General features: G+C 57.3%; 19 protein-coding genes. 12 read left to right on the top strand and 7 right to left on the bottom strand.

Translation table 11 applies throughout. The features are described 5' to 3' along the window. The first annotated feature begins 66 nt into the window (after nucleotides 1-66). From pstC to pstB, 3 genes are read left to right on the top strand one after another with little or no spacing between them, the layout of a single operon-like run. Nucleotides 67-981 (top strand): phosphate ABC transporter permease subunit PstC, encoded by a 915-nt coding sequence (pstC, locus tag CAUR_RS01350; protein WP_012256174.1) that lies wholly within the window; start codon nucleotides 67-69, stop codon nucleotides 979-981. Beyond that, nucleotides 981-1,916, top strand: a complete 936-nt coding sequence (pstA, locus tag CAUR_RS01345; RefSeq protein ID WP_012256173.1) for a phosphate ABC transporter permease PstA — start codon at nucleotides 981-983, stop codon at nucleotides 1,914-1,916. Before pstC ends, pstA begins: the two co-directional genes overlap by 1 nt. A 19-nt stretch (nucleotides 1,917-1,935) precedes the next feature. Beyond that, the gene (gene pstB, locus CAUR_RS01340) at nucleotides 1,936-2,736 is read left to right on the top strand and encodes a phosphate ABC transporter ATP-binding protein PstB (RefSeq protein WP_012256172.1); all 801 of its coding nucleotides are present in this window, start codon (nucleotides 1,936-1,938) and stop codon (nucleotides 2,734-2,736) included. A 353-nt stretch (nucleotides 2,737-3,089) separates the two neighbouring features. Here the strand turns inward: pstB and CAUR_RS01335 are convergent, their stop codons facing one another. Genes CAUR_RS01335 through CAUR_RS01325 form a run of 3 tightly spaced genes read right to left on the bottom strand, consistent with a single transcriptional unit; the run spans nucleotide 3,090 to nucleotide 7,854 of the window. After that, on the bottom strand, nucleotides 3,090-4,367 hold the full coding sequence (locus tag CAUR_RS01335) for an E3 binding domain-containing protein (RefSeq protein ID WP_012256171.1): 1,278 nt from the start codon (nucleotides 4,365-4,367) through the stop codon (nucleotides 3,090-3,092). Nucleotides 4,368-4,384: 17 nt separating this feature from the next. Continuing rightward, nucleotides 4,385-7,003: an ATP-dependent DNA helicase RecG gene (gene recG / locus CAUR_RS01330; RefSeq protein ID WP_012256170.1), complete on the bottom strand. Its 2,619-nt coding sequence runs from the start codon at nucleotides 7,001-7,003 to the stop codon at nucleotides 4,385-4,387. Further along, the gene (locus CAUR_RS01325) at nucleotides 7,000-7,854 is read right to left on the bottom strand and encodes a DegV family protein (RefSeq protein WP_012256169.1); all 855 of its coding nucleotides are present in this window, start codon (nucleotides 7,852-7,854) and stop codon (nucleotides 7,000-7,002) included. Before CAUR_RS01325 ends, recG begins: the two co-directional genes overlap by 4 nt. Here CAUR_RS01325 and rpmB point away from each other — a divergent pair. After that, on the top strand, nucleotides 7,814-8,143 hold the full coding sequence (gene rpmB / locus CAUR_RS22005) for a 50S ribosomal protein L28 (protein ID WP_338067499.1): 330 nt from the start codon (nucleotides 7,814-7,816) through the stop codon (nucleotides 8,141-8,143). The two genes, CAUR_RS01325 and rpmB, sit on opposite strands and share 41 nt — an antisense overlap. Here rpmB and CAUR_RS01315 read toward each other — a convergent pair. Then, entirely contained in the window at nucleotides 8,053-8,265 is a 213-nt protein-coding gene (locus CAUR_RS01315) for a hypothetical protein (RefSeq protein WP_162015768.1), read from the bottom strand. The genes rpmB and CAUR_RS01315 overlap by 91 nt on opposite strands. 172 nt (nucleotides 8,266-8,437) lie before the next feature. On the opposite strand from CAUR_RS01315, the gene CAUR_RS01310 reads away from it, so the two are divergent. From CAUR_RS01310 to CAUR_RS01275, 8 genes are all read left to right on the top strand, one after another. Continuing rightward, nucleotides 8,438-9,508: a 6-phosphofructokinase gene (locus tag CAUR_RS01310; protein ID WP_012256167.1), complete on the top strand. Its 1,071-nt coding sequence runs from the start codon at nucleotides 8,438-8,440 to the stop codon at nucleotides 9,506-9,508. A gap of 40 nt (nucleotides 9,509-9,548) precedes the next feature. Next, complete coding sequence (locus CAUR_RS01305; RefSeq protein ID WP_012256166.1) at nucleotides 9,549-10,037, top strand: SRPBCC family protein; 489 nt, start codon at nucleotides 9,549-9,551, stop codon at nucleotides 10,035-10,037. After that, the gene (locus tag CAUR_RS01300) at nucleotides 9,994-10,239 is read left to right on the top strand and encodes a hypothetical protein (protein WP_242605016.1); all 246 of its coding nucleotides are present in this window, start codon (nucleotides 9,994-9,996) and stop codon (nucleotides 10,237-10,239) included. The genes CAUR_RS01305 and CAUR_RS01300 overlap by 44 nt, the downstream gene beginning before the upstream one ends. 131 nt (nucleotides 10,240-10,370) lie before the next feature. Next, nucleotides 10,371-11,165: a DUF6754 domain-containing protein gene (locus CAUR_RS01295; protein WP_012256164.1), complete on the top strand. Its 795-nt coding sequence runs from the start codon at nucleotides 10,371-10,373 to the stop codon at nucleotides 11,163-11,165. Between the two features lie 4 nt (nucleotides 11,166-11,169). Beyond that, complete coding sequence (locus tag CAUR_RS01290; protein WP_012256163.1) at nucleotides 11,170-11,838, top strand: hypothetical protein; 669 nt, start codon at nucleotides 11,170-11,172, stop codon at nucleotides 11,836-11,838. Between the two features lie 29 nt (nucleotides 11,839-11,867). Beyond that, nucleotides 11,868-16,277 carry a hypothetical protein gene (locus CAUR_RS01285; RefSeq protein ID WP_242605015.1) on the top strand — a complete coding sequence of 1,470 codons (4,410 nt, stop codon included), beginning with the start codon at nucleotides 11,868-11,870 and terminating at the stop codon, nucleotides 16,275-16,277. Beyond that, nucleotides 16,277-16,924: a hypothetical protein gene (locus tag CAUR_RS01280; RefSeq protein WP_012256161.1), complete on the top strand. Its 648-nt coding sequence runs from the start codon at nucleotides 16,277-16,279 to the stop codon at nucleotides 16,922-16,924. Before CAUR_RS01285 ends, CAUR_RS01280 begins: the two co-directional genes overlap by 1 nt. A 41-nt stretch (nucleotides 16,925-16,965) precedes the next feature. Beyond that, nucleotides 16,966-18,990, top strand: coding sequence for a glutamate mutase L (locus tag CAUR_RS01275; protein ID WP_012256160.1), 2,025 nt, complete (start codon nucleotides 16,966-16,968; stop codon nucleotides 18,988-18,990). 500 nt (nucleotides 18,991-19,490) lie between these two features. On the opposite strand, the gene CAUR_RS01270 is transcribed toward CAUR_RS01275, so the two are convergent. The 3 genes from CAUR_RS01270 to CAUR_RS01260 form a co-directional block, all read right to left on the bottom strand. Further along, nucleotides 19,491-20,516 (bottom strand): 2-oxoacid:ferredoxin oxidoreductase subunit beta, encoded by a 1,026-nt coding sequence (locus tag CAUR_RS01270; RefSeq protein ID WP_012256159.1) that lies wholly within the window; start codon nucleotides 20,514-20,516, stop codon nucleotides 19,491-19,493. Nucleotides 20,517-20,545: 29 nt separating this feature from the next. After that, nucleotides 20,546-22,378: a 2-oxoacid:acceptor oxidoreductase subunit alpha gene (locus tag CAUR_RS01265; RefSeq protein ID WP_012256158.1), complete on the bottom strand. Its 1,833-nt coding sequence runs from the start codon at nucleotides 22,376-22,378 to the stop codon at nucleotides 20,546-20,548. A gap of 276 nt (nucleotides 22,379-22,654) precedes the next feature. Then, nucleotides 22,655-23,404, bottom strand: a complete 750-nt coding sequence (locus CAUR_RS01260) for a peptidylprolyl isomerase (RefSeq protein WP_012256157.1) — start codon at nucleotides 23,402-23,404, stop codon at nucleotides 22,655-22,657. Nucleotides 23,405-23,474 lie beyond the last annotated feature (70 nt).

The following is a 23,474-nucleotide window of genomic DNA, read 5'->3' as shown; positions in this document are numbered from 1 at the left end:
GCTCATACCGCATCTCTGTGGTAGGCTAGAGATAAAAGAAAACCATCTTCTGACAAGGAGGATTGCGTGGCTGTTTTTGACCTCCGTAGACAACCAAATCAGGCTCGTGCTATTGGCGAGAAAATCATTCAAATTTTGCTGACTATAGCAGCAACCGTTTCTATTCTCACAACTGCTGGAATTGTCTTTTCGCTCCTCTTTGAAACAATTGCTTTCTTTAGAGAAGTCTCTATCGTCGAATTCCTCACCGAAACGGAATGGACACCCCTTTTCTCGATCAAGAAGTACGGCATCTGGCCATTGGTGTCGGCAACCGTTCTTACTTCTGCGATTGCAATGGTTGTCGCGGTGCCGCTTGGCCTGATTGCGGCGATTTTCCTGAGTGAGTTTGCCTCAGATCGCATTCGACGCACGGTGAAGCCTCTGCTTGAAATCCTTGCCGGTATTCCAACTGTAGTCTACGGCTATTTTGCTCTCACAGTGGTAACACCATTTCTCAAGAACTTCATTCCAACCCTCAGCATCTTTAATTCACTCGGTGCCGGGCTTGTGATGGGAGTCATGCTGATACCGTTTGTCGCTTCATTGAGTGAAGATGCGTTATCGGCAGTACCCAACTCGCTCCGTGAAGCAGCGTATGGGCTGGGTTCTACCAGATTTGAGGTTGCTACACGAGTCGTAGCACCGGCAGCCATTTCGGGTATTGTTGCCTCGATTGTCCTGGCTTTCTCACGGGCTGTTGGTGAAACAATGATTGTCGCCATTGCTGCCGGGCAAAATCCCCGCTTTACCTTCGATCCAACGGTGCCGGTGATGACAATGACCTCGTACATCGTCCAGGTCAGTTTGGGTGACACACCGTATGGCTCACTCAGCTATTACACGCTGTACGCGGTTGGTTTTACACTCTTCCTCTTCACCTTTGTGCTCAACATCTTCAGTTATTGGATGGTGCGCAAGTTCCGGGAGGTTTACGATTAATGTCTGCACAGGAACAGATTCGCGTGAGTGCTCAGACGGCCGAGCCTATCGTTGATCGGGGTGGCGGTAATCTGAAGTGGCGTCATTTCAAGGGAACATTGCTGACCATCTTTGGTTGGCTGAGTATTATTTTCGGTTTGGGCGTTCTGCTCATTCTGATACTAGATGTGATCAATCGAGCCACCGGTATTTTTAGCGGTGGAACTAATTGGCTCACCTGGGATTTCTTTAACAACTTTGACTCGCGCTTTCCGCAGCGGGCCGGTGCAAAGGCAGCAATTGTCGGCACGCTGTATACCATCTCTCTGACCATCCTGTTTGCTTTTCCACTCGGTGTTGCGGCTGCTATCTATCTTGAAGAGTATGCCCGTGATAACTGGTTTAGCCGTCTGGTTGAAATCAATATCAGTAACCTGGCGGCAGTGCCGTCAATCATATATGGTCTGCTCGGTCTGCAAGTGTTTGCCCGCTGGCTCCTGCTCGGTCGTAGTATTCTCACCGGTGCCTTGACCCTGGCGTTGCTGGTTGTACCGATTATCATTGTGGCATCGCGTGAGTCGATCCGCGCAGTACCGCTAAGCCTGCGACAGGCCAGTTATGCTCTGGGTGCTACCCGCTGGCAGACTGTCTGGCACGTCGTTCTACCGCAATCCATCGGTGGTATTCTTACCGGTAGTATTCTGGCCGTCTCGCGGGCAATTGGCGAAACTGCTCCTCTCATCACCATTGGAGCGTTGACCTTTGTGCCATTCTTGCCGCGCAATATCCTGGATATCTTTACCGTCTTGCCGATCCAGATTTTCAACTGGACGTCGCGACCACAGGATGAATTTCGTGCGCTGGCGGCTGCCGGTATTCTGGTATTGCTGACAATTTTGTTGACAATCAATGCGCTGGCGATCTATCTGCGTAATCGCTATCAGAAGCGCTACTAATCACAAGTGAAGGTTGGCAATGACAGTCCACGATTTAGATCATAATAATCCAAATGCGCTTGAAGCGCGCAACATGAGTGTCTATTACGGCTCATTTCGTGCAGTGAAGAATGTAAATCTGGCGATTGAAAAGAATCGCATTACTGCTTTGATTGGTCCTTCAGGCTGCGGCAAGAGTACGGTGCTACGTTCTTTCAACCGCATGAACGACCTGGTACCATCGGCGCGGGTGGAAGGAGAAATCCTGTTCCACGGCGAGAATATCTATGCGCCGGGTGTTGATCCGGTCAATGTACGCCGTCGGATCGGTATGGTCTTCCAGAAACCAAATCCGTTCCCGAAGAGCATCTATGAGAACGTCGCCTATGGCCCGCGTATCAATGGCTGGCGCCTCTCAAAGCGCGAAATGGACGAGCTGGTCGAGCGTTCATTGCGTGGTGCTGCCTTGTGGGATGAGGTGAAAGATAAGCTGAACCAGAATGGCTTATCGCTCTCTGGTGGGCAGCAACAGCGACTCTGCATTGCTCGTGCCCTGGCGGTGGAGCCGGAAGTGATCCTGATGGACGAGCCATGTTCAGCTCTTGATCCAATCTCGACATTGAAGATTGAAGAGCTGATGTTTGAGCTTCGTCAGCGCTATACGATTGTGATCGTGACCCACAATATGCAGCAGGCGTCACGCGCATCTGACTATACGGCCTTCTTCCTGATGGATAGTGATCGTGCCGGTCAACTCATCGAGTATGGCCCGACATCACAAATCTTCCAGAACCCGAAGGACGAACGCACCGAGCAGTACATCTCTGGTCGGTTCGGATGATGTTCGTGTGAACAACGAGCCAATGCTGGTAGTGTCCTGGGAGCGCGAGCCTCCGGCTCGCCTCACCGGACGTACAAGCTAACGTTGCCCTGGCACTGCGGTTGTGCATGTCCCACCACGGTGGGTCGGTACTGGTAGTATCCTGATCACATCCGCTAGCATAGAAGTCACGACACACCAGCCAACGATTACCCTGATACTGCACCTGAACGATGCACTGTCGGACGCTAGCGCTAGTATGACAGGAATCGTAGGGGGCACGGCATGCCGTGCCCCTACTGATTTCCGCGCATAAAATAGTCGCTTCCCTGCGCCTTGTACGCTCCTGCGACGTGCTCCCCAAACGATGTGCTTCAGGCAATGCCTGATGACACAAGACCGACCTCATCCTCTTGCGGTTCGGCTAGCGGCCTGACACCGAGCCGCCGACAGAGCGCGTTCAGAAATGCCATCGCCGTCGGATGATCAAGCACCCGCGCATCGTAGCAGAGGCTCAGGTGTGCCACTGCCCCGACTGCAATCGTCGTATCACCGAGGGCCACCGGCTTAAGCTGCGCTTCGCTCAGCGTCAATGCTGCTACCGTTCCCGGCAAGGGCGGCGTGATCTGCCACCAATCAGCAGTCACGGCAATCGCACAGGTTGCCATCCCCAGATCGTGACCCGTTCCGGTCAAGGCGCGGGCAATGCCACGTTCGTTAAGATCACCGGCATCGCGAATCAACACCCAGCGGCCATCGGTTAAACCGGCAGCTACGTGATACCGATGGCGCAGTACGATAGCCGTCTCAGTCCAGGCGGCATTAATCAGAGGATGCTCAGGAAAGAGGCCGGCTGCGGCTGCGATCAGAGCGCTCTGAGGGGTCGCTTGCAGGCCATACCTGGCAAACGTCGCGTTCTGCACCCGGCATTGGTGCAACACCGATTGCAGATCAATCGCAATCGTCGCGCTGGCAAGCGGGACTGGCTGCGCATCAACAATGCGCAGCCTAATGGTCGACGACGTATTCGTACCGACCGTTGCATCTGCTACCGCTCTGGCATGCACCGTATCTCCTACCACTGCCGGTGGAGGGAGAGAGTCTGATAAGTCGGAAGCAACATCCACAGCCGCAACCGTCGCGCCGGCAAGTGGTACCGGCTGCGCATCAACAATTCGTAGCTCAGTGGTCGACGACACAATCGTACCGACCGTTGCATCTGCTACCGCTCTGGCATGCACCGTATCTCCTACCACTGCCGGTGGAGGGAGAGAGTCTGATGAGCCGGAAGCTACATCCACAGCTTTGACAACATCGGCACGCATGATGCGACCGCCGGGGCCACTTCCGGCGAGAGCCGTCAGGTCAACCCCCAACGCGGTTGCCAGCCGGCGGGCCAGGGGCGTCGCCCGTACCCGTGGTGGCGGAGTACAACGGGCCAGTTCTCCCCCTACCGGGATTGTTGCCCCTGCGGCCACCACGTGCTCAGCCACAATTCCTACGTACTGAGCCGGGATAACCCACTCGGCGTGTGCGGTTAAGACACGGGCAAGCGGCGTTGTCGGTGTGACAGACTCGCCAACGGCAACCAGCCATTCCAGTAACGTCGCCTCACCTAATGCCGGGGGGATGCTGATAGTGTGTACCTGCATCTTCAAGCCTCATCGCTTCAACCGGACTGCGTCGCCGCAGCCCAAAAGTCATTCACTTTTCGCCGCAAAAGGTCATGTTCAGGACGCTTAAGTTCAGGATCATCGGCAAGAATGGCGTCGGCCAATGCCCGCGCTTCGGCCAGCAGACGGGTATCGCCCTGTTGGGCCATCTTCAGATCGGGAGTACCACTCTGGCGCGTGCCGAAAAATTCACCCGGCCCGCGCAATTGTAAATCAATTTCGGCCAGCTTGAAGCCATCGGTTGTTTGCTCAAGCGCCGCCAATCGCTCTTTTGACTGCTGATTATCGCTGTCGCTGATCAGGATGCAGTAACTCTGATGATGACCACGTCCGACACGCCCGCGAAACTGGTGCAATTGCGCCAGGCCGAACCGTTCGGCACCCTCAATAACAATCGTGGTGGCGTTCGGCACATCAATCCCGACCTCGATCACCGCAGTTGCGACCAGAATGTCGTACTGGTGATCGCGAAATGCCCGCATTACATCATCTTTCTCGCGGGCCGATAGTTTGCCGTGCAGCAATGCCACCCGCAAGTCGGGAAAGACTTCGTGCTGAAGGCGTTCATACATCTCTTCGGCTGAGGGCAGGTCAAGTTTTTCACTCTCTTCAACCAGCGGGCAGATGACATACACCTGGCGTCCTTCAGCGACCTGTTTCCGAATATGCCGGTAGACCTTCGCTCGCTCAGCCCGGCCCACCCGTTTTGTCCGAATCTCTTGTCGGCCCGGTGGACGCTCGTCGAGCACCGATACGTCCAGATCGCCGTAGATAGTCATCGTGAGCGTGCGCGGAATCGGGGTGGCAGTCATCACCAGCATATGCGGATTGTAGCCTTTGTTCTTCAGGCGCAGACGTTGCTCTACACCAAACCGATGCTGCTCGTCAACCACCACCAGCCCTAGCTGAGCAAATTGCACCGTTTCGGTGATCAGGGCATGGGTGCCTACCACCAGGTCGATCTCGCCGCGCGCAATCCCTTCCAGCACCCGCCGTCGCTCGCGTGTCCCCAGGCTGCCGGTGAGCAAAGCGACCCGTACTCCGTGCCCACCCATATCCTCTTCGGGCGACATGCCGAGAATGGAGATAATCTCAGCCAGTTGCGCTGCTTCTTCAGGATCGAGCAGTGATCGCCAATCGGCTTGCTGATACGCGGAAGAAGCAGTGGCTGAGGTTGTCTTACGTGGCACGCGCACCCGGCTGAGAAGCTGTTTCAGGTTTTTGGCGTGTTGCTCGGCCAGAATTTCAGTTGGTGCCATCAGTGCGCCCTGGAAGCCATTGGCAACGGCCTGCAGCAGCGCGGCTGCGGCCACCACCGTTTTACCGCTGCCAACATCGCCTTGCAGCAAGCGAGCCATCGGTGATGGACGGCGGAGGTCGCTAAAGATTTCCTCGATTGCCCGCTGTTGGGCAGTGGTCAATTGAAACGGCAACAGGCGTTGGAGTTCGGCGTGTACCTGCGAGTCGATGGTAAAGGCATAGCCCATCTCCTGCTGCCAGAGGCGTTTACGCTGCAACACACCGATCTGAATAAACAGAAATTCGTCAAACCCCAGCCGGCGACGTGCCGCAGCCAGACTGGTATGGTCGGTCGGAAAATGGATTTGTGCCAGTGCTTCACCTAGCGGTAGCAATCTGGCGTGCTGGAGGCGCACAGGCGGCAGATGATCCTCGACCTGTGGGGCCATTGTATCAACCACCTGCTTGATGAAGCGACGTACCTGGTTCTCGTGCAAGCCCTGGGTTAAGGGATGGATCGGTACCAGGCGGCCAGTGTGTAAGAGTGCATCAGGATCGGGTGTATAACGTTCCCAGCGTGGACTACTAAACTGCCGCTTCCCGCCAAAGGTTGTCACTTTGCCACTGAGCGCAATCGTCTGCCCAACCCGAATCTGCTGCGCAATCCAGCGTTGATTGAAAAAGATCGCCTCGATTGATCCGGTCTCGTCGCTGACCTCGACTCGTACCCGCAATTTGGGGCCGGCGCCGATAGTGCGCACATCGGTCACCTCACCGATCACCGTTTCCTCGGCCCCGACCTGTAATTCGCTGATCGAACGCCGGTTCCTCACATCATCGTAGCGCCGGGGAAAGTGGTACAGCAGATCGCGGATAGTACGCACTCCCAGGCGCCGAAAACCACCGACCAGCCGCCAGTCGATGCCTGCGATCTGCTCAAGCGGTGCATCGAGATTGAGTTCAGCCAGCGGGCGCTGGTCAACGTTAGCTGCTCGCTTGCGTGACTGACGGGCAGAAGTGTTGCGCTTAGTTACCGGTACGTGGCCGGCATTGGCTGTAGGATCGACTGCCGGCGATGGCGGCACTGTTGTTTCAACCGGTGCAGTAGGGGCAGTGCGAAAGAGTGAGCGCAGGATTTCGATTGCCTCGGCCAACGCCTGATCCCGCTCGACCAGCGTCATGCCATCGTAGCCGACCAGACAACCAAGTGCACGCTGAACAGCGGGCAAACGTGCTGCACTCCCTGCCGCTGCACTCCACTGGTTGAGGTACGCCACCAGGCCATCAGTTGTCACCCGATCAGCGCATCCATCACGGCGCTCGGCGGCCAGTAGCCTGCCGAGCGCTATAACCTGCTGTCGCTCAGCCTCGGTCATGCCTCATCGAAACCTTCAAACGCGGTCACTGCCATTGCACCGGGACCGAGGCAGGCAGCAATTGCCGGCCCCATCCGCGACACCTGGACTCGATCACGGGAAAAGATGGGGTCTAGCTTCTCGAGCAGTTTCTCGACATCTTCAGGCGTCGTCGCGTAGTGAATGATCACATCTTCAACGTGCGGAAAATCCTCGACAAAGGTAAACAGACCTTCTATCGCCTTCGCCCGTGTGCGCGTGCGCTCGTAAGGCACGATTTCGCCTTCATCGAGAATCATCAACGGCTTAATCCGCTGCATCGATCCAATCAGCGAACCACTGAAGGTAAGCAGTCCACTCTGCTCAAGGTACTCCATCGTATCGACGAAAAATGCCGTATGGGTATGGCGAATTGTCTGTCCGATCCGTTCGTTCACCTCAGCCGGTGTCATGCCATCACGGATAGCCCGTGCCGCCGCAATGGCCACCGAGCCGAGTCCCATACCGGCCAGCTTACTATCGATAATCTCGATCCGGGTACTCGACGCCGGCAAGCGGGAACGGCCGGCCAGTGCTTCACTGTAAATCTCGCCGAGATGCCGGCTCAGGTGAATCGAAAAGACATAATCGTAGCGTCCTAACAGGCTGCGGTAGAGCTGCTCAAAGGTCGTTGCGTTTGGTTTAACGATCTCGACCCGCTGGTTACCGCTAAAGAGTTGATCGTAGACCTGATCCTCACTGATGTCAATGCCAATCCGATAAAGACGGTCATCGATACGTGCCAGCAGTGGCACCACTTCAATCTCAAGTTCGTGCGCAACCTCAAACGGAATGTCGCTTGCGCCGTCGGTAATCACTTTCATTGTAGCCATGGTCTGCCCTGTCTTTCGGAGCGGTTTGCCAAAGCGAATGCAATATGGTATAGTCTCACAAAGTGTGACTGTTACAAAGATGTATCTTTCGGAGAGTAAACGTATGGCAACCTGTGAACTTTGCGGTAAAAAACCTTCATTTGGTCATAATGTCAGCTTCTCGAAGCGCCGCACGAACCGCATCTGGCGTCCCAACATTCAGAAGACGACATTGACGGTACCGGGCGGCCAGTCCGTCCAGGTTCGCATCTGCACCCGCTGCATGCGTACATTGGCGAAGACACGATAACACATTATCCGATCTTCACTACGAGAGGCCAGTGTCCGCCAGGGACGCTGGCCTCTTCGCTTTTTTTCATTATAGCCGATACGATGGTGGTACGCAAACAGTCTGGCAACGATGACAATCACCAGTCAGGCACCTTGTTTTGGCTACGACCGGGTAATGCGCTGTCAGGGCAGGACTTCTCGCATAGCTATCTGACAACCCGAAAAAACCAGTCTTTCACTCGCAAACATAGTTGCGAGTGGTATAATCTGTTTGTCGGGTTGAAACGATAACGCAAATCCAAAGGGGTAAGCCATGGCGAGCAAAAAGCAGCGGATCGGCGTGCTTACCAGTGGCGGTGACGCGCCAGGACTCAATGCCGTCATCCGTGCAGTCGTCAAGTCGGCGTCCGGTCTGGGTTGGGAAGTGATCGGTATTCACGATGGTTTTGAGGGTTTATTAGGGACAAAGAGCTACCGGGTACTTACCAATGCTGATGTACAGGGATTATTGCCGCGGGGTGGCACAATCCTGCGCACAACCAACAAGGGGCATTTTGGCCCACGCCGGAGCGATGAGCTGTCAGAGGCCGATCCGTATGTTCGTGCGGTAAAGGCGATTGAGGAGATGGGGCTGCGGGCCTTGATCACTATTGGTGGTGAGGGGACGCAGCGGATTGCTCTTGAACTGCATAAATTGGGTGCACCGGTGATCGGCGTACCGAAAACGATTGATAACGATCTTGCCGGAACTGATCGTACATTCGGTTTCGATACAGCGTTGCAGGTAGCAACCGATGCGATTGATCGGTTACACACCACTGCTGCCAGCCATAATCGCGTCATGGTGTTGGAAGTTATGGGCCGGCATACCGGTTGGATCGCTCTCCACGCCGGTCTGGCTGGTGGTGCAGATGTCATCTTGATTCCGGAAATTCCATTTTCGATTGAGCGAGTCGCCGAGAAGGTTATGGCGCGTGACCAGCAGGGTAGCTCGTTCAGCATCATCGTTGTGGCTGAAGGTGCCCGCCCTCGTGGTGGTAGCGAGATGTATATCGCCGAAGGCCGGTTGGGTGGAATTGGTCACTGGGTTGGTGAACAGCTCGAAAAGCTGACCGCCAAAGAGGTTCGGGTTGTCGTTTTGGGACATTTACAGCGTGGTGGTTCGCCATCGCCTTATGATCGCCTGCTTTCGACCCGCTATGGTGCAGCAGCAGTGCAGGCGGCAGCTCGTGGCATCTATGGCGAAATGGTGGCTCTCCGCGGGCAAGACATTGTAACGGTGCCGTTGGCCGAAGCCTGCGGCCACCTGAATCGGGTACGTCCTCACAGCGACCTGGTGCTCTGTGCACGGAGTTTGGGGATTGCCTTTGGCGATGAACTCTGATCACATGGTATGCTTAGCGACAGGATAAAGGTATGACGAGATGATCCGCTACGAGATCGCCGCAACGACTGTAACCACGGCGCCGCCGGAGCGGGTGCTGGCGGTGCTTGATGATTTTGGCAACTGGCCGCGTTGGATGCCGTCGCTGGAGCGGGTGCGTATCGAGTTGCCTCCCAACGAGCATCCTCGCCAGGGGTATCGGTTTAAGTTGCACGGTCTACTCGTGCACGCCGATATGGAAGTAATTGATTATACACCACTCAGTCGGGCAACCCGTTTTCGCATTAGCTTTCCACCATTTCAAGGTGTTAATCGCTGTCGCCTGATCCCGCTAGGGGATGGTCGTTACCGTATCGAGCGTCTGGATCAGTTGGAGTTGCCCGATCTGGTGGCTCATCTCATCGATTCGACCCAGCGTAAACGCTTCGAGAAGCTGGCAATGGAATTTCTACAGGCTTTGCGTCGCGAAGTGGAGCAACCGCCCCATGCAACCGCTGCATCCGCTGCAACAACTGGCCGATCAGATTGAAAGAGCCGGTCTTAATGTGCCGGTCGCAATGCTTTTGCATATAGCAGCACCGTTCGATGTGGTCTGTAGTCAGATCGTACAGGCGTTCGTGCCTCTGCTGCATGGAACCCGTTGGGCTGTCATTGCTGATACGCTCACTGTCCCCGATCATTGGCCGGCATTACGTGATTTGGTGCAGAGTCGTTTGCAGCGCGAAGACTGATCAACAGTATGTCTTCAAAACTGATCACGGAAAATAATTGACAAACCCGATCTCGTGGGTTAAACTCAATAAGAAATTGGTCATTAGCCTGTAAAAGATTGCTTGTTGGCGGAAGGAAGGAACTGATATTCATGACCCTGCCGGCAATCTTCTTAATTGTTACACTGATCTTCGTTGTCGCTCTGGTCTGGCTACATCATGCCCGTGCGCTCTCTGGTCGTTTACCGGAACGTCGCTCGTTACCCGCCCTTGATATGCTGCGCTCTGCTCTTGCGCGCAGTGCCGAAACTGGACGACCGGTTCATCTCTCGCCAGGGGCAAGCACCATTGGTGCCGGAGAAGGACAACGGGCCAGTACAGCCGAGCTGTTGGCCGGTCTGAGTATGATAGGCCAGGCCGCCAGTCAGGCTGCGGCTGGCGGGGCAGCGATTGAGGTCAGTTCGGCTGATGCAGTCGCCCATTTAGCCTTGCGCGGGGTGGTACGGCAGGCTTATCAAACGTTGGGGCAGTCTCAGTCGTTTGATCCGCGCCAGATTGAGTTGTGGGCGCATGCTGATGCGATGGCATACGCGACTGCTGTTGCGGCACATTATCGCCAGGCGCAACTGGAAGCCAGTGTGCTCAGCGGGGCATTTGGGCAAGAGGTGTTGCTGGCGGCTGAAACCGGCGCTCAGCGGGCGATACCACAGGTGCTGGGCAGTACGCACCCATCGGCACTGGGATTGATGATCATTACAACGCCGCATGTACTGGCCGGCGAAGAGCTGTACGCTGCTGAAGCACATCTCACGACTGCACCTGCCCCACAGGCCCGGTTACTTACTCACGATACACTGCGCACAATAGTCATCTGGCTTATGTTGATAGCTTTCGGATACGGTCTGATCCGGGTAGCATTTGGATGGCCGGCTTTACCGGGATGGTGAGGTAATGTCATCTCCGTTGCGCAATCCACGTCAGCTTATCACTGTGTTAATTGCCGGGGTTAGCGGCCTGATTGTGCTGCTCGATTTTGTCGGTGCTGGCCCGGCAGTAAGTACGATAGCTGTCGTTTTGGTGCGCTGGGCAGCATTGATAACAGCGATTGCGGTTGCAATTGGCGTGTTAAGTGTGTTTTTCGTTCATCTACGTCGTGCTCGTAGCCGATCAGCGGAGGCCGGGTACAGCCTCGTGCTTCTGGCCGGTATGATCGTGGTGATTGTGGCTGGAATCTTCTACCCAACCCGTACTGCAACCGGTTTGTCGTTACCGACAACTCTGGCTGATCCACCGATCCGTACTGTTTTTCGTCTGATTTATGAACCGTTAGCCGCCAGTCTGTTAGCGCTGCTTTCGTTTTTTGCACTCAGTGCCATGTTGCGCGCAATGCGTAGTGGCCGCATCGAGGCTGTGTTTGTGGTAGCTGTGGCGCTTATAGCGTTGATTATTCAGTTGCCACCATTAACTCTCGTGCCAATAATTGGGCAGACGGTACAATGGGTGAATGACTATCTGGTTGCGGCTGGAGCGCGCGGTCTGCTGCTTGGCTCGGCGATTGGGGCGCTGGTGGCCGGAGTCCGTCTGCTAATTGGTTTTGATATGCCGTATGCCGACCGTTGATCCGGTTGGGTAGCGGCACCCGAATGTCTATGGAACACCTACCACCGTGGTTGCGTAATGTACCCTTGCCTCCACCGCCAACCGACGCCGCTGATGAGACGCCGGCCTGGTTGCGCGGTATTGATAGTTTTACCCCTCCAGCCCCGACGCCGGCAACAGACCATCCGCCTGCCTGGCTTACTGAACCTGAACCAGCCTCTGAGTCGGCAGCCGAATCGGCAAGTGTGCCCGACTGGCTGGCCGAATTGCAAGCCGAGGTTGCCGATCCGCTTGCTGATACCGGTTCCGCCGCTGAATGGTTAGGTGGTGTTGAGGCTGAACCGCCGGCTGAACGCCCTTCAACCTTTGGGGCCACCGGCTGGCTGCAAGGGTTGGGGGGTGAGACGTCGACTGGCCCGGTGACACCGTCTGAACCGCCACCAACGACGAGTTCGCGCCTGCGGATGCCGGTCGGCCCGACCGATTGGCTGCGCAGTATGGGTCATGAAGATGAGGTTGAGCCAGCTTCAGCAGAACAGTCGCCAGAACCGGCACCCCCTGATCCAAACGCCGGTGTTCCCGATTGGTTGCGTGAGTTGAGTGAAGAGGATGTCTCGCAAGCCTTAGCGTCTTTACCTCCGGCAGAGACGACCCCTCCGGTTGAAGCGAAGGAAGCGTCTGAAAAGACTCCAACCGATTGGCTGGATGAGTTGGCCAGACTGGCCTCAGAGGATGATTGGGCGCGAGCCGGTGCTGCAAATGCTGAGACGGTTGTCGCGACCGATAGTCCTGACTGGCTCTCCTCGGCTCAGCCACCGCCTGTTGATCCTTCGGCACCGGCTCTACCGGCCTGGTTACAGGATGTTGCTGGTGATGAGCCACCTGCGGCACCGGGTTCGGTGCGTCTTGATTTGCCTTCCTGGCTGCTCGAAGATGAGTCTTCTCTATCGCCGACTTCACCTGCGATTGCACCTGATGCGCCAACGTTGCTGGCCGATAGTCGTGCTGTTGTCCCCGGGCAGGAAGGTGTCGATCTGTCTGCTCCTTCGAGGTTGACGCCTGCCGGTTCTGAGCCTGAAGCCTCTGCCGACATCCCAACCTGGCTGCGCGAGGCCGAGGTACCTGCGGCTGATGAATGGCCGGCTGCTGCCGCCAGTGAAGCGCCAGCGTGGTTGCAGGAAGAAGGGACACCGGCAGAGCGCGCAGGTGACATCCCAACCTGGCTGCGCGAGGCCGAGGCACCTGCGGCTGATGAATGGCCGGCTGCCGCTGCCAGTGAAGTGCCGGCCTGGCTGCAAGACGAAGCGGCCCCAGCAGAGCGAGAGGGTGACATCCCAACCTGGCTGCGCGAGGCCGAGGCACCTACTGCCGACGAATGGCCGGCTGCTGCCAGTGAAGCGCCAGCGTGGCTGCAAGACGAAGCGGCCCCAGCAGAGCGAGAGGGTGACATCCCAACCTGGCTGCGCGAGGCCGAGGCACCTGCTGCCGACGAATGGCCGGCTGCTGCCAGTGAAGCGCCAGCGTGGCTGCAAGACGAAGCGGCTCCAGCAGAGCGAGAGGGTGACATCCCAGCCTGGCTGCGCGAGGCCGAGGCACCTGCGGCTGATGAATGGCCGGCTGCCGCCGCCAGTGAAGCGCCGGCGTGGTTGCAAGACGAAGCGGCCCCAGCAGAGCGAGAGGGTGACATCCCAACCTGGCTGCGCGAGGCCGAGGCACCTGCGGCTGATGAATGGCCGGCTGCCGCCGCCAGTGAAGCGCCGGCGTGGTTGCAAGACGAAGCGGCTCCAGCAGAGCGAGAGGGTGACATCCCAACCTGGCTGCGCGAGGCCGAGGCACCTGCGGCTGATGAATGGCCGGCTGCCGCCAGTGAAGCGCCGGCGTGGTTGCAGGAAGAAGGGACACCGGCAGAGCGCGCAGGTGACATCCCAACCTGGCTGCGCGAGGCCGAGGCACCTGCTGCCGACGAATGGCCGGCTACCGCCGCCAGTGAAGCGCCGGCGTGGTTGCAAGACGAAGCGGCGCCGGCAGAGCGCGCAGGTGACATCCCAACCTGGCTGCGCGAAGCCGAGGCACCTGCGGCTGATGAATGGCCGGCTGCCGCCAGTGAAGCGCCGGCGTGGTTGCAGGAAGAAGCCGCCCCAGCGACGGGTAGCGACGTACCGGCGTGGTTGCGGGAAGAGGCGGCCCCGGCAGAGCGAGAGGGTGACATCCCAACCTGGCTGCGCGAGGCCGAGGCCCCCGCTGCCGACGAATGGCCGGCTGCCGCCAGTGAAGCGCCAGCGTGGTTGCAGGAAGAGGCGGCACCGGCGGCGGGTAGCGACGTACCGGCGTGGTTGCGGGAAGAGGCGGCACCGGCGGCGGGTAGCGACGTACCGGCGTGGTTGCGGGAAGAGGCCGCTCCAGCGGCTGGTAGCGACGTACCGGCGTGGTTGCGGGAAGAGGCAGCCCCAGCGGCGGGTAGCGACGTGCCGGCGTGGTTGCGGGAAGAGGCAGCCCCAGCGGCTGGTAGCGACGTACCGGCGTGGTTGCAGGAAGAGGCCGCTCCAGCGGCGGGTAGCGACGTACCGGCGTGGTTGCGGGAAGAGGCAGCCCCAGCGGCGGGTAGCGACGTACCGGCGTGGTTGCGGGAAGAGGCGGCACCGGCGGCGGGTAGCGACGTACCGGCGTGGTTGCGGGAAGAGGCGGCACCGGCGGCGGGTAGCGACGTACCGGCGTGGTTGCGGGAAGAGGCCGCTCCAGCGGCGGGTAGCGACGTACCGGCGTGGTTGCGGGAAGAGGCCGCTCCAGCGGCGGGTAGCGACGTACCGGCGTGGTTGCGGGAAGAGGCCGCTCCAGCGGCGGGTAGCGACGTACCGGCGTGGTTGCGGGAAGAGGCCGCTCCAGCGGCGGGTAGCGACGTACCGGCGTGGTTGCGGGAAGAGGCCGCTCCAGCGGCGGGTAGCGACGTACCGGCGTGGTTGCGGGAAGAGGCGGCTCCAGCGGCGGGTAGCGACGTACCGGCGTGGTTGCGGGAAGAGGCGGCTCCAGCGGCGGGTGGCGACGTACCGGCGTGGTTGCGGGAAGAGGCCGCTCCAGCGGCGGGTAGCGACGTACCGGTGTGGTTGCAGGAAGAGTCGGCACCGGCGGCTGGAAGTGATGTTCCGGACTGGCTGCAGCAAGCTTCAACTGCTCCGGTTGATACTCCTGATTGGTTGACAGCAGATGTCTCAGCGGAGGCCATCTCCTGGTTACAATCAGCTCCAGCCGAGAATGCACCAATCGCCGAACCTTCGCTCACTACAAGTTCAACCAGCGACGAATTCTTCAGCGGTGCTGAGCTACCGCCATGGTTGCGGGCCTCGACCGAACGAGCTGTTGAGCCTGCCATTACTCCCTTGTCTGACTGGCTGGAACGTCTGCGCCACCGCGAAGCCGAGGAGGAAGAAGAGGTCGTTGCAGGGCCTGACGTGGTTGTTGTAAAGCCACCACCTCCTGCACCTGCACAGCGCACCGATGATCAAATTGCCGCTGCTGCATTGCTTGAACGACTCCTGCAATCACCGCTACCGGCAATCCTGCCTGTTGAACGTCCAGTAATCGTTCGGCGTCGTTTACCGACCCTGGAACAGTGGCTGGCAGTGGTACTGCTGATCGCTGTGTTGATCGGTATCGCTATTCCCGGTCTCACTGCCACGTTTACGAATCGCGCTCAACCGTCGCCGGTGGCTGTTGCGTTGAACGAACAACTTGCCGGTCTGAGCAGTGAGGATGTGGTTTTAGTAGCGTATGAATGGGGTGCTCAGCGTGTCGCTGAGCTGCGTCCACTTGAAGATGTGCTGCTCACCAGATTAACTGCGGATCGGACAAAACTGATTATCGTCAGTACCGATCTCCAGGGATCATTGCTTGCCTTTGATGTGATTGGGCCGTTACGATCAGCCGGCTACAACAACGAAAATGGTGTGATCTTCGGCGGTCGTGATTACGTCTTGCTGGGGTATCGTCCAGGCGGTGAACTGGCATTGCGCAGTATGGCGATAGATTTGCGGGCAGAGTTGCGTCGTGACTATACCGGCCAGGATGCGACTGCCGGCTTGCTGGCTACGCGCTCAGATGGAACGCCACGCATTCAGTCACTACGTGATCTGGCGATGATTGTGGTGATGGCCGATCAGGTTCAGGATGTACAGGCCTGGATGGAGCAGATTCATAGTGCCGCTCCGCAGGTGCCGATTGCATTCTTGCTCCCGCAAGAGGTCTATCCACAAGTGCTACCCTATACGCGCCTACCCAATGTGTATGCGGTTGCCGGTCAACGTGGTGCCAGTGATTTGCTGGCTGCCGGAAAGGCTGATAACCTGGCAACACCTGAGCTTTCCTACCAGACATGGGCAACGATAGCGTTTGTTGGCGTCCTGCTATTGGGGGCCTTCATTGTTGGGATTGGGCAGTTGCGACGCCTGGCACGAGGTAGAGGCTGATGGACATTGCAATCAACCTTATTCCGATCTTGCTTACGCTACTGGTCTTCAGCCGTGTTCTGGGCGATACACCGGCCTTTCGGTTGGTCCAATACCTGTTTGTTGGTGTCGCTTTAGGCTACGCATTTGTGGTGATATATCATCAGGTGTTGCGACCGGCAGTGATTGATGTGCTTGCTGCCGGCGATCAACCGGTATTGCTGACGCTACGCCTGACTCCTTTCTTTCTGGCGGCATTATTGTTGACGCGGATAAGTGGTCAACAGACCAGTTCGTGGCTGGCCAATCTGCCGTTAGCACTCGTTTTTGGTGTGGGCGCTGCACTGGTGGTTGGTGGTGCCGTTGTTGGAACGATACTCCCGCAGGTGCTCGATGCAACTCGATCTGATCTTTCATCACCGGTAGCAATTCTGGGGAGTATTGTCTTACTTATTGGCTCGATAGCGACCTTATTGTCCTTTTCGTTGACCCGCTCGTCCAATCCAAACCGGCAGCGGTGGATTGATCTGGTGGCGAGTGTAGGGCGCTGGATATTGCTGCTGGCGTTCGGTTTCTTTCTGGCCGGTAGTATTGTTTCATACCTTGCTGCCCTCAATGAGCGGCTCCTGTTCATTATTGATTGGATACGGGCTATTGCTGGTATGTAGCACCTGGGCGTCTATGCGTCGCATATTTCGGGGTAGAGTGCATGGAACTTGTACGGGCGATACTGGCAGTTGAAATTGGTAGTCTGATTACCCGGGTTTCGCTCATTGATGAGGTTGATGGTGAAAGCCGTCTGATCGGACAAACCGAAACGCTCACCAGTCGTGAATTGCCGTACCGGAATGTCTTTTTTGCGGTGCAGGAAGCGACAGCGCAACTGGCCGATCTCACCGGACGGCAATTGTTGCGCGATGGTCGTTTACTGATGCCGCGCATCAGTACTGGTGATGGCATTGATGCGGTCATAGTTGTGACATCGGCACTTGAACCATTGCGCGTCGTAGTGGCGGCCATTGCGTCTGATGTGTCAGCCCGTAGCGCACTGCATGCTGTTCGTGGGGTGCCCAGTGTGGTGTTGGCGGTCGTCACTCTGGATGATGTCTCGGCTCGATCAACGACAGGTGTTATGCAGTCGTGGCTTGAGCGTCAGCTTGAGACCTTGCTACCCCTCTTGCCGGATGTTGTTGTGTTAGCCGGTGGCGTTGAGGGTGGAACGGTCGAGGCCATGAAGCGTCTTGCCCACCTGATTAACCTCAAACTTTCATTCACCGCGGCGATACGTCAGCCGCTACCAACCATTATTTATGCCGGCAATACATCTGTTCAACCCCAGATTCAGGCTGCTCTTGGTGGGCACAACTGTGAGCTGATAACGGTTGCGAATGTGCGCCCTGCCCTCGATCAGGAAGTATTGACGCCGCTGCGGCAGGCTTTGCTGGCCTGCTATGCCCGGCAATTAACCGATGTGCCGGGTATCGATCAATTGAGCGCGCCTGATCAGACCACATTGCGAACTGTCGCTGAATCGCAGTATGTCATGACGCGATTCCTGGCCGAGCGCCAGCAACAAGCGGTGCTGTACGTCGATGTTGGGGCGACAACTACAACGTTGATCGCTGCGGCACCCGATCAGATCGCTGCAACACTCCACGGCGTTTGTGGCACAGCTTTTGGCGTCGGTGCGTTGCTCAGTGAGGTCGGCCCGGCGGCAATTGCCCGCTGGCTACCGTTTGCCATTGAAGAACAAGAGTTGATTGAACGCTTACTCAATCGCATGCTGCGTCCCCAAACGCTACCGGCGACCCGTGAAGATTGCTATCTCGATCTGGCGCTTGCCCGTGAAGCATTGGCCCTGGGCGTTGCTGCCCTCCGCGACGAGCAGACACCCCTTGCCTACGAACGGTTGCTGGCCGGTGGTGGTGTACTGACGCATGCCCCGCATCCCGGAATGGCCCTACTGGCCTTACTGGATGGTTTACAACCGGCAAATGAACTGCCCGGTTTGTTGCTTCCCATTCACCTCGATATGCTGAGTCTGTTATCAGTGTGTGGTGGGATTGCTGCGCTTAGTACTGATGCTGCGATCTCGATTTTTGACCACGACTTGTTGAACAATACACCGTTGGCGACGTGTATTGTATTGCAGGGTGGCAGTCGGATCGGTGAACCTGTCGCCGATGTTGAGCTGATTACGGTTGGTGGCGATAGCGAGCGGGTGCAGGTTCGTCATGGCGAGTTGATCCGTCTTCCTCTGTCTGTCGGTCGTTATGCCCAGGTCAAGGTAAAACCGGCTGCTACCGTGCGTGTCGGACAGGCCGCGCCCGGTGAGGCTGTTGAGAGTGATCCTGCCGAGGTTCACGGGAGCCTGCTTGGCCTGATCATCGATGCACGAGGTCGTCCGCTGACGCTACCGGCCGATGGTGCTGAACGTCGCCGTTTGCTGTGGTCATGGTTACGGGCCGTAGGTGCCGAACATAGCGATAGCCCATACCCCGAACCGGTAATTTCGCTGCCAGAAATGCCTGCCCCGGTCGTTGCTGCACCTTCTACAGCACCCAAGCCTCGTCGAAGCTGGTTTAAACGGGCACCACAGCCGGCAAAGACATCTGAGGCAACGCTACCGACAACGGAGACGGTACCGGCTTCACCGGACGATGATATTGCACAACTCCGCCAGCAGGTGTCCAAACCTGCCCGCCGGAGCTGGTTTGGGCGGCGCAAGCCCTGATGCTGAGGTAGTGCAGGTAACAGGAGCAGGCAAGAAACCTGCTTGAACTTATTTCATAAAAGCTGTGTGGTAGTGCTACCCAACCATCGCACAGGCTCATGAATGCTTGCCAACCACTAAAAACATCCTGCTCCCAGGCTGCCATACCGGCAGCCTGGAGGGTTGACGACCATCTCCAGTGCTATCACTCATGGGATTGATTGCTTTGCCCGCTCGTCATGCGCGTGTCGCGACGTTTGGAGTGCGGCAGCCATGCTGCCGCATCAGCCATGCTCACGATCCTGAGCTTGTCGTGCTGTTGACCCCGCTGGTCACGAGGATGCTGTACGTGCTCCTCACGATCAGGGAGTCTGTTAATAATGAATGAGCCTGCATTAGGTTCTGGATTAACAGTAGGGGCAGGTATAAGTCCTGCCCCTACCGGGTTTTCGCCAGCGATAACAATTATCCTCGTTACCCAACCGGGGTGAACTGATTTGATGCTGGCAGCGAGCTGATTCTCAACCATCAACCAGTTCGGCCATCACTGCTGCAAATGCTTCGCGTGATGGTCGGAGACGATCTTCGGGCAGTGCTGCGATGGGTGTACTTCCTATGCCCAGCGTTTCCGCCAGCGTAGGCCGCCGTTCATTGAGGTAGATTAGTCCGGTCACAAACTCGTTGTTGGCCCGTGCCTGCTCGAGGAGGGCCAGTGCCGCACTGCGATCAGTCGGATCGTGATCGCGGTTGAGTTTACGTAACCGAATCACCGGCCCATCGTGAAGCTGCACATCACGCACTTCACCCGGCTCGTAATCGACCGTGACCTCGTCGTAGTGCGGGATGAAACTGATGTCGTGGATGGGTGTCTCGTGGGTCTTACCGTAGGTATAGCTCTTGGTCGAGCGGTCGTGGTTGTTGAAGGTAACGCAAGGGCTAATCACGTCAATCACTGCTGAGCCGTGTACATTGAAGGCTGCTTTGATCAACTCGCGGACCTGCCTGGCGTCGCCGGCGAATGAGCGTGCGACGAAGCCACAGCCGGCCAGAATGGCTTCTGCACACACATCAATCGGTGGTAGATGATTGACACCGGCGTGTTTTAGCTCCTGCCCTTCATCGGCGGTCGCCGAAAACTGACCTTTGGTTAGCCCATAGACGCCATTGTTCTCCACGATATACACGATTGGCACATTTCGGCGCAGGAGATGAATGAATTGTCCCAGGCCGATGCTGGCAGTGTCGCCATCACCACTGACGGCCAGAGGGCGCAGGGTGTGATTGGCAAGATGGGCACCGGTAGTGACCGATGGCATACGACCATGCAGCGAATTGAAGCCATGAGATCGCCCCAGAAAATAGGCGGCGGACTTACTGGAACAACCGATCCCGCTCATCCGAATAACAGTGTGGGGTTGGAGCGATAGCTCGAAGGCGGCGGCTATAATCTGGCTGGCAACGGAGTCGTGGCCGCAGCCGGCGCAAAGGGTAGAGGGTGCGCCCCGGTAATCGGCTTTCGATAATCCTATCGCGTTGACCTGTGTCATAATTCCTCCGACCTGGCAGATTGATACGCTTAGTTACCGGTTCCGATGCCGATCATCATCGTCTCGCGCATTGATTCCAGGCAATGCAATACCTGATCGCGCACAAACGGTGCGGTCAGTGGTAAACCATCACACCATGCCACAGAGCCAAGCCGGGAAGCGTAGGCCGGGCAGTGAAGCTGGAGCAATTGCCGCAATTGCCCGTCGTGATTCTGCTCGATAACGACACAGATTTGATGGCGAGCAATGAAGTTCGTCACTTCCGGGCCGAAGGGAAGTGCGCGCACGCGCATACTGCTGGTAGGAATTCCGGCAGCAGCCAGGAGATCACGGGCTTCGCTAATAGCCGGTGCGGTTGAGCCAAAGCCGATCAGGCCAATCGTTGCTTCAGGATGATCATCAATAACAGGACGCGGAACCAGCCGGCGTGCCGTCTCGTGTTTGCGCCAGAGACGCGCCATATTGCGCTGCCAGTCTTCCGGGCGTTCGCTGTACACGTTCCGTTCATTGTGCCCGGTACCGCGACTGAGCGTAGCGGCCAGAGGGTGAGGGTTGCCGGGCAGGGTTCGATAACCGATCCCATCACCATCCACGTCGGCAAAGCGGGCGTAGTTCGTTAGCCGGGAGAGTTCCTCGGCGCTGAGCACTTTCCCACGTTGGAGAGGTTGTTCCGGGTAGGTGAATGGCTTGCTCATCCAGATATTCATGCCCAGATCAAGATCGCTCAAGACAAAGACCGGTGTCTGTAACTGTTCGGCCAGGTCAAAGGCGGTCTGGGCATCGCTGAAACACTCTTCCATCGTACCAGGCAGCAAGATTACGTGGCGCGTGTCACCGTGACTGAGGTAGTAGACAGCCATCAGATCACCCTGAGCGGTACGGGTCGGTAGACCGGTCGAAGGGCCAACCCGCTGTACATCCCAAATGACTGCCGGAATTTCGGCAAAGAACCCTAAACCGGCAAACTCACTCATCAGCGAAATGCCAGGTCCAGAGGTGGCCGTCATCGCACGCGCTCCGGCCCAACCTGCACCGATCACAATCCCGAGTGCGGCAATCTCGTCTTCTGCCTGCACAATCGCGCAGGTTGCGCCATCTGTGGGCGGACGCAGGCGGGGGAGATAACTCTCCAGCGACTCGATCAGGCTACTTGATGGCGTGATCGGGTACCAGGCAACAACCCCCACACCGCCGGTGATGGCGCCAATCGCTGCTGCTGTGTTGCCGTCAATCAGCATCATACCGTCAGTTGCCTGCATCCGGGCGATCCGAAAGCGTCCATGGGCAGGCGACGGTTCGGCGGCAGCCCAGGCATAGGCAGCGCGAATAACCGCCAGGTTTAGCTCAATCGCCGAGAGACGACCGCGAAACTGTTGCTTAAGCGCAGCGACCAGGGCTGCATCTTCGATACCGAGCAGCGCCGCCAAAGCGCCAACGTAAGTCATATTGGCAGCGTATGTACGGAGGCGCTGATTCACGCCGACCTGATCCAGCAGTTGCCGTACCGGAATTGCAAATGGGATGATGTCCGTCCGTGATGGCTGCCAGGGGCCATCGGCAGGGTAGAGACAAATTCCGCCGGGTGGTAACTGCGACAGATCGTCGTTGGCTGTGCGCGGATTGAATGCCACCAGAATTGGTGTTTCAGCCGGGCGGGCTGTGTAACCGGCCTGGCTCACCCGCAGAGTGTACCAGGTAGGTTCACCTTGAATGTTGGAAGGAAAGAGGTTCTTGCCGGAGACGGGAATACCCATCTTGAAGATGGCCCGCATTAGCACCATGTTCGCTGTCTGGCTACCAGAGCCGTTCACGGTGGCTGCGGTGATGGCAAACTCGTTCACAACTGGTTCGGGGGATTGCATAGCTTCCTCGCAAAACATGCTCGACACTGAGCGGTAGTTCGTATTATACGAGTGGTGTGTGGTAGATGGCAAGTACGACTGCCGCGAAATCAGCACGAAAGGGTTGTCTCAACCAGGGAGACCCTGTCGCTCAGGTAGATGAAGGAGAGATATCTATCGTCGGAATGCACTGACACGTGGAAGAGGAAGACTTCTACGCCCAACGTGCCACAATGTGATGAGGAATGGCAACACTATGACGTTGCCATTCCTCATTTAAAATACAAAGATATTGAACTACTCTTCGTTAATGGCAATACCCAGAATCATCTCGCCGGGGGTCGCCAGATCGGCAGGATTGCTCGGGTCGCGCAGCGGTATCCCGTCAACAATCTCCTGACCCTGAATAACTCTGCCGAAGATCGTGTACTGCTCGTTCAGCCGGGGTGCCGGCGCCGTGGTGATGAAGAATTGCGAACCGGCACTGTTTGGGTCCGACGAGCGTGCCATAGCTACGATACCGGGTTGGTCGAACAAAATCTTGTCGGTGAACTCTGCCGGGATGGTATAGCCGGGGCCACCGGTGCCATCGCCGCGTGGGTCGCCACCCTGAGCCATAAAGTTGGGCAGTACCCGATGCCAGGTCAGGCCATTGTAGAAGTTCTGGCGGGCCAGGAAGACGAAGTTGTTCACCGTCTGGGGCGCAATATCGGGTAGCAGTTCAATCACAATCTCACCGCGTGGGGTGTAGATAGTAGCGGTATACTTTTTAGCCGGATCAATGCTCATTGGCGGTGGACTGCTGTACTGATAGGTGGTGGCTGTAGGCAGTATGGGCATACTGCCGGTGATCGGTGTGGGAACCGATGCAGGCTCTGTTGGTGCTGGTGGGTTGGTAGGAGCAGGTGCTGCGGTTGGTACGACTATTGGTGTTCCAGATCGGCTAATCAAGAGGCCGGCCACAAACCCTAACACAATGAGCAAAATGGCAATAGCAACAAGACCGGCCAGCGGGTTTGATGTTGTAGATGGTCGCTCGTTACTCACAGATCACCTCGGTAGTATGATATTTTTCCGCTGGCATTATATCAAACCGCGCAAGGATGTGCGTATACGC

It is taken from the genome of Chloroflexus aurantiacus J-10-fl (assembly GCF_000018865.1).
Taxonomy (GTDB): domain Bacteria; phylum Chloroflexota; class Chloroflexia; order Chloroflexales; family Chloroflexaceae; genus Chloroflexus; species Chloroflexus aurantiacus.
The sequence above is the reverse complement of the archived record's forward strand: the minus strand, read 5'-3'. Positions and strand labels throughout refer to the sequence as shown.